Here is a 3914-nt window from a genome sequence, read left to right on the forward strand (position 1 = left end):
CCTCCCGCGCCACCCGCTTCACGCGCGGCTGCTCCAGGAGCAGCCGCTCAGCGCGCTCCCAGACGGCGTTGCCCGCGTCGCCCACGGCCAGCCGCACCGTCAGCTCGGGCGTCACCGCCGCGCCCGCCTCCTGCTGCTGGAGCAGGTCCGCCACCTTCCCGGTGGCCAGCAGCCGCCCCTGCTCGATGATGGCGCAGGTGTCGCAAATCTCCGCCAGCTCCGTGAGGATGTGGCTGGAGATGATGACCGCCTTGCCCTGGTCCGCCAGGGCGCGGAGCAGCTCGCGCAGCTCGATGCGGGCGCGCGGGTCCAACCCGTCCGCGGGCTCGTCCAGCAGCAGCAGCGACGGGTCGTGCAGCAGCGTGCGCCCCAGCGCCACGCGCTGCCGCATGCCCTTGGACAGCGCGGTGGTGAGCCGGTCCGCCAGGGGGGTGAGCCCGGTGAACCCCATCACCGACTCCACGCGCTGCCGGCGCGCCGCGCCCTTCAGTCCATAGGCGCGCGCGAAGAAGTCCAGGAACTCGAAGACGGTGACGTCGTCGTAGGTGCCGTACCGGTCCGGCATGTAGCCGATGAGCGGACGCGCCCGGTCCGGTGCATCCACCAGCGAGTGCCCGTCCAGCAGCACCTCGCCCGACGTGGGCACGTCCAGCGTGGCCAGGATGCGCAGCGTGGTGCTCTTGCCCGCGCCGTTGGGCCCGATGAAGCCCAGGATGCTGCCGGCCTCCAGGGAGAACGACACGCCATCCACCGCGCGCAGCGGCCCGTAGTCGCGCCGCAGCCCCTTCACCTCCAGCAGGCTCATGGCCGCCCCCCTTCCGACTGGCCTCGCACCAGGTGAACGCCGGCCTCCAACTCCACTTCAACGGCGGACGAGGGCGCCGGCCCCAAGCCCCCCAGCCGCGCGATGAAGCCGCCCTCCGGAAGCGGAGCGCGGAAGTGCGCCTCGCCCGCCGCCAGACGTCCCGCGGCGAGCGACTGCCCCTTCACGCCGGACAACACCTGGCTCACCGGCGTCTCGCTCGCGGGCAGCGGCTCGCCCAGGGCTCCTTCCGCGCCATCCTCCAGCGCGGGCAGCGCGTAGGTCTGGCTGTTCACCCGGACGTAGCCCTGCTCCAGCCGCGACCCCAGCGCGTTCTGGACGCGGACGGTGCCGCCTTCCTTCCGGACGACGAGCCGGGCGCGAGAAGGCAGCACGGCCACCTCGCCCCACTCACGGTAGGTCCGTGGCGGCAGGAAGCCATGCGTCACCGTCAGGCCCTGTGTCCAGTCCAGGTCCGCCAGCATCTCGTCGGCGTTGTCCGGTGCCAGCAGCGCGCTCGTCGCCGGGAAGCGCACCGGCCCCGAAGACACGTTGGCGTACCAGGCGGAGACGCCGAGCGTCACCGAGCGCGAGCGCTCCGCGTCCAGCCATGTGAGGCTGTAGCGCGCGGCGTGCACGGCAAAGCCATCCACGAGCACCGACCAGGTCACGAGCGCCACACAGGTGATGACCGACACCAGGGGCACCGCCACCAGCACCGCCACCGGCCCTCGGCGCCGCGCCAGCATCAGCCCGCCCGGCCCCACCGCCAGCACGAAGGCGAAGATGAGCAGCAGGAACCGCCCCACGGGCGTGTTGGCATGCTCCAGCAGCGGCGCGATGCCCCCGGCGAGCAGGTTGCTTCGCTCCCACCGAGGCGCGTCCCCAGCGGGCTTCACCGGCCCCGGGATGAGCTCCCCCAGCATCGCGTTCAAGGCCTGCCCGCATTCGAGCGCGGCGCCACACAGCCACACCCGGCCAAAGCCATACGGCACGGCATCCCGGGAGCCTTCCGCGGGGAGCAACGGCAGACGGTCCGTCAGGCTGCTCGACACCTGCGGCAGGACGAGCCGCCCTCCCGTGATGGCGTACGCCTCCAGCACGGCCCAGACATCCGCGGGCACGGAAGCCAGGTCGCCTGGCACCATCACCACGGAGTGGCCCACGTAGGCGGACAGCTCCCTGGGCGCGTCGCGCGGGTCAATGGTGCGCACGGAGAACAGCGGGCTCCCGGTCGCCTCCACCCGAGGCACCCCCGACGTGTCGTCGAAGTCCTTGAGCGTCCCCAGCACCAACACCGTCCCACCCGTGGAACGCTCCAGATAGACTGCGGCGTGGGCGAGGGGCGCCAGCGAAGCCAGGCCGGGCGACTCCACCCTGAGGCTCCCCGCTTGCACCTCCGCTGGCACGAACAGCCAGGTGACGAGCCGCTGACGCGGCGCCACCTCCACCGTGCGCTCGGCGGTTCTCGGGCCGGAGCTCGAATGCCCCTGGAAGGCCAGACGGACCTGGAGCGGCACGGGCCCCGAGTTCTGGAGCACGACATCGAAAGGGGTGTAGCCGCGCTCCGGCTTCAGCACACTGGGCCGGTGGGTGATGCGCAGGTCGCCGTGCTCCCGCGTATCGGTGGTTCCGGAAGCATCGCGGTACCCGTAGCCGGTGGGCGCGGCCTCTTCCACGAGCGACCTGGCGAGGGCCCGCGAGCCTCCCATGACGCAGAGCAGGACACCGGCGGTCAGCACCGCGCTACGCACGCGGCACCTCGGGGATGGCCTGGAGCAGGGCGCGCACCACGTCGGCCGCGCTGACCTTCTCCAGCGAGGCCTCGTAGGCGAGCACCAGCCGGTGGTTGAGGGTGGAGGGCGCGGCGGCCACCACGTCATCGAAGCTCACGTTGGGCCTGCCTCGCAGCAGGGCCAGCGCGCGCCCGGCGGCCGCGAGCGCGAGCGCCGCGCGAGGACTGGCGCCATATCGGACGAAGCGGCGCACGGCGTCGGGCGCCGACGGCTGGCGTGGGTCGGAGGCCTCCACCAGCCGGCCGATGAAGTCCGCCACGGGGCCGGGCAGGTGCACGCGGTCCGCGGCGGCGAAGAGGCGGCCCAGGCCCTCCGCGTCCAGCACCGGCGACAGCTCCGGCGGCGCGCCCCGCACGCGCGTGGTGAGCAGCGCGCGCAGCGTCTTCGCGCCCACGGGGGGCACCTGGATGCGGAAGAGGAACCGGTCGAGCTGCGCCTCGGGCAGCGGATAGGTGCCCTCCAGCTCGATGGGGTTCTGCGTGGCGAGCACGAAGAAGGGGTCCGGCAACGGCCGCGTCTGCCCCAGCACGGTGACGCTGCGCTCCTGCATGGCCTCCAGCAGCGCGGACTGCGTCTTCGGGCTGGAGCGGTTGATTTCGTCCGCCAGCACCAGGCTGGCGAAGAGCGGGCCCTCGCGGAAGACGAAGTCGCGGCGGCCGTCGCCTTCCAGCACATAGGTGCCGGTGATGTCGCCGGGCAGCAGGTCGGGGGTGAACTGGATGCGGCGGAAGGGCAGCGACAGCAGCCGCGCCAGCGCCTTGCACAGCTCCGTCTTGCCCAGACCGGGCAGACCCTCCAGCAGGACGTGCCCGCGCGCGAGCACCGCCACGACCACCTGCTCGACGACGGACTCCTGATCCAGCATGACGGTGTTCAGCTCGTCCTTGAGCCGGCCCGCCACCTCCGCCGCTCCTTGTGCCTCGGCGGGACTGAGAAGCTCCGCTGCCACGTCATTGCCCCCTTCCAGACGACTCGCCACCAAAGTACCGCCTCACCATGTCCCGGTTGCGGGGAAGCAGCGGCGCCGCACCGGGCCCCGCCGTCGCATCGCCCCGCGCCTGCGTGCCCTGCGCGCCGCCAGGCCCGGCCGGGCCCGCGCGCCGCCGAGGGTCCGCGGCCCGGAGGCCCCAGAGCTCCTCGCCCTCGTCGCCCCCTTGTCCGGGAGGCAGCGGCTCGAACGCGAGCCGCTCCGGGTCCATCTCCGCCTCGTCGCCAAAGACGAGCGGTTGGCTCCCGCCACCGCGCGACACACCCGCGCCTCGCTGCACGCCCCGGCTCGCATGCCCCTGCTGGCCCGCGCCGGATTGCCCCTCGCC

3 protein-coding genes and 1 pseudogene are annotated in these 3914 nt (G+C 73.1%); all 4 read right to left on the reverse strand.

What is annotated here, in order from left to right:
* A partial coding sequence (locus tag G4D87_RS34745) for an ABC transporter ATP-binding protein (protein WP_163786966.1) occupies positions 1 to 805 on the reverse strand: 805 nt, incomplete at its 3' end.
* Positions 802 to 2514, reverse strand: coding sequence for a hypothetical protein (locus G4D87_RS34750; protein WP_240358846.1), 1713 nt, complete (start codon positions 2512 to 2514; stop codon positions 802 to 804). The genes G4D87_RS34745 and G4D87_RS34750, both read right to left, overlap by 4 nt.
* A gap of 34 nt (positions 2515 to 2548) precedes the next feature.
* Positions 2549 to 3547: an AAA family ATPase gene (locus G4D87_RS34755; RefSeq protein ID WP_205507836.1), complete on the reverse strand. Its 999-nt coding sequence runs from the start codon at positions 3545 to 3547 to the stop codon at positions 2549 to 2551.
* A 1-nt stretch (position 3548) separates the two neighbouring features.
* Positions 3549 to 3914, reverse strand: a pseudogene (locus G4D87_RS34760) (hypothetical protein); the annotation flags it as partial.

The sequence above is a fragment of the Myxococcus vastator genome, from assembly GCF_010894475.1.
GTDB classification, from domain to species: Bacteria; Myxococcota; Myxococcia; order Myxococcales; family Myxococcaceae; genus Myxococcus; species Myxococcus vastator.